Source organism: Candidatus Micrarchaeota archaeon (assembly GCA_021163225.1).
In the GTDB taxonomy this organism is placed as follows: Archaea; Micrarchaeota; Micrarchaeia; order Anstonellales; family JAGGXE01; genus JAGGXE01.
The window spans coordinates 1-2,971 of sequence record JAGGXE010000059.1; the positions used below are offsets into that span (position 1 = coordinate 1).

Annotated in this window: 3 protein-coding genes; 1 reads left to right on the plus strand and 2 read right to left on the minus strand. The window is 38.0% G+C overall.

Going from position 1 to position 2,971, the window contains the following annotated elements:
• Together J7K41_04140 and J7K41_04145 are read right to left on the minus strand one after the other, a co-directional pair.
• Positions 1–208: hypothetical protein (locus J7K41_04140; protein MCD6549865.1), on the minus strand; the 208-nt coding region annotated here is incomplete at its 3' end.
• An 86-nt stretch (positions 209–294) separates the two neighbouring features.
• Positions 295–1,119, minus strand: a complete 825-nt coding sequence (locus tag J7K41_04145; protein MCD6549866.1) for a hypothetical protein — start codon at positions 1,117–1,119, stop codon at positions 295–297.
• 298 nt (positions 1,120–1,417) lie between these two features.
• Between J7K41_04145 and J7K41_04150 the strand changes: the two genes are divergently transcribed.
• Positions 1,418–2,971, plus strand: a 1,554-nt coding sequence (locus J7K41_04150; GenBank protein MCD6549867.1) for a hypothetical protein, incomplete at its 3' end; no start/stop codon positions are given.

A 2,971-nucleotide genomic window follows, 5' to 3' on the forward strand; every position in this document is an offset into this window, starting at 1 on the left:
TAGGTATCAGATCTCCTATAAAATCCAGTACCTTACTCAAAGATTTATCCAGAAATACGTATAAGAGGTAGATACTTAGGATTAACTCATAAGAAAACTTATACGGTCTCCCTCTCTTCCCTCTGTTTAGTACTGTAATCTTCCTGTCATTCCTCTTACTACTCCTAACCAAAAGGTTTAATAATCTCAATTCCCTTCCTTTTCTCATAGTGGTCGCCTCAGAGTCTATTTCTGAGGAGGGGATTTAAAATTTTCCCCTCCTCAACTCTGAGGGTTAAATTTATAAAGAATTATTCACAAAAGCATCTGCGCTCCTACGTATTCCTCGTTTATCCATTCCCAAAGTGTTCCATCGTCTGCGTCGATTCTGTTGTAACCGATTAGAGACTCTCGAGGTAGTATCCTCATCTCCCATCCATGTTTAACAGGGTAGGCCCATATGAAATCGTCACAGAGGTAGCATCCCGTCACGTAATAGACCTTATCCCCTTTTTCAAAAAATCCTATAGGGTCATCCTTCGAACATGGAAATACCTTTTTATCTATCAAACCCACTTCTTCAAGAACTTCCCTAATGCTTTTTCTCTCGCCGTTCTTCTGTCCTTTGCGGAGGAGATGGTACACCAGACGTATGATATCCTGCTCTTGATAATTGTCTTCTGCGGTTCGTTGGAGTATATCTATAACTCCATGATCGATCAGTTTCAACTTACCCTGCGCGAACACGTTCCTCAAGAATGAACCCTCCTCGGTGGGAGATTGGAGTTGAGAAGAAAGATATTTGAAAGGATAGATAAACAATGAAACTCTAAAATCGTCGTTCTTGAAGGCTTTTAACCGTGCTCCATCTTCCTTGATAAGAAGAAGGTCTATATCCGAATTCTTATGCGACACTTCAGGACGGCGTACAACACCGCCGAATACGAACATTCCAAGTATCTTTTTATCATTCGCATCTTCGATCTTACTTTTCAACTCTATTGCATAGTTGATATCTCTTATAACGTCCGGATGCCATCTCGGAAATTCATAACGAGCCAAACAAACCCCTTTGATTGTCTTATTTTCAGCTCGTTTTATCTCATTTTCATGTTTCAACTTGAAGATCTTACCTTCCATATGAAACACCCTATTTATCATCCTTCTATATACCATCTGTGATAACGCAACTGTTCCTTTATCATCGTATCGAGAGTTATATGAAAGTTATATGTTTGATTATTCGATAGATATAATGTGTTATTGTACGTGTTTATTTATAAAAGTTTGTAAAATTTGTCCGATAGAAATAGGATGTCTCTAACGATAGGTTTAAAAGCTGACGCGAAAACATCTTTTGGGTGTTAAATTGGTACATAAAAGGTTTATAATGTTCAAAATAAGTTTATTGTTGATTTTAATAATCTATTTAACTCGTTTGATGAATGCATCTGGATGTTTAACTTATTGGGAAGATTATTCATCCAATCCAGTATTCGATCCTTCTTCAGGAGTTAGAGCATATTATCCTTCAGTATTATATGATGAGAACGCATTTTCCGGTCATGGTGATAGTAGTTATTATAAGATGTGGTATAGTGATGGGTCATCGATAGGTTATGCAACTTCGAATGATGGTATACATTGGACCGACCGTGGCAGTGTGACTGGATTAACAAACGCATATCATGCAAAGATTATCTACGATGAAAATGGTTTTGGTGGAAGCGGTGTTTACTACAAAGTTTGGTATTGGGACATCAGTAAATTATATAGCATAGATGCAATAAGATATGCAGAAAGTGTTGATGGTATCCATTGGATAAACGATCAACCGATAACTGGGAACATCATCTCTGGTAATCCTGGTGATTGGAATTGTGGTTCTTACGGACCAAGTTATGTTATCTATAATCCACATGCAACAAATACAGGGACCAATCCATTTGATTACTCCTACGTGATGTACTTTGATGCTACTACTGGTGGACAAGAAGTGCTCGGTTTAGGTTATTCTACAGATGGTATATCATGGACTCTTTATGGATCAGGTCCTGTGTTACCTCATGGTAATCCTAGTGATTGGGATTCAAATTTTGCATCATTCGGGTCTGTTGTTAGGTCTGACGACGGTACTTTGACTATGTATTACAGTGGGGGTCAGACGAGTGTTCATGAAGGTATCGGTATTGCGACTTCTGACGATGGTATCCATTGGGTGAAGAATTCGTCAAACCCGATATTTCCTGTCAATTCTTCAGGTGGTGGATGGGATGAGAAACGAAGATATACACCATCAGTAATCTGTGATTCGCACTTATTCTCAGGTCATGGTGATAGGTATCGATGTAAGATGTGGAGTTCTGGCAAAGATCGATCAGGTAATTATGCCATTGGATATTCATTTATGCAAACAGTATGTCCTTCTAAAAAGTACCTGCCAAAGCCCAAATTTGACATTGAGTTTAATTATACTTGTGCCCGTCAACCAGTTACTGTTAATGTGTTTGAAAAGGAAACCCATGACCCAGTTTCCGATGCGCGAGTTGTGCTATCATATCACGTTAGTAATTATTATTATAAGGTTGATGAGAATTATACCGATGAAGCAGGTAATACAAAGATAACAATTCCTTTTGAGGGGGAGTATCAACTATCCATTACAAAAGATGGATTTCGTAGTTATAAGACACAATTTGATGTGGATTGTACTATAAACTGTTTATCAGATGTTGATTGTTCACCGACCGAGGCATGTATAGATCATGAATGCGTGCCACTTACTTGTTCTTGTGGATATATATCTAATCATACCTGTATTTCTTACGATTGTTGTTCAGATGTTGATTGTTCACCGACTGAGGCATGTATAGATCATGAATGCATGCCACTTACTTGTTCTTGTGGATATATATCTAATCATACCTGTATTTCTTACGATTGTTGTTCAGATGTTGATTGTTCACCGACTGAGGCATGTATAGATCATGAA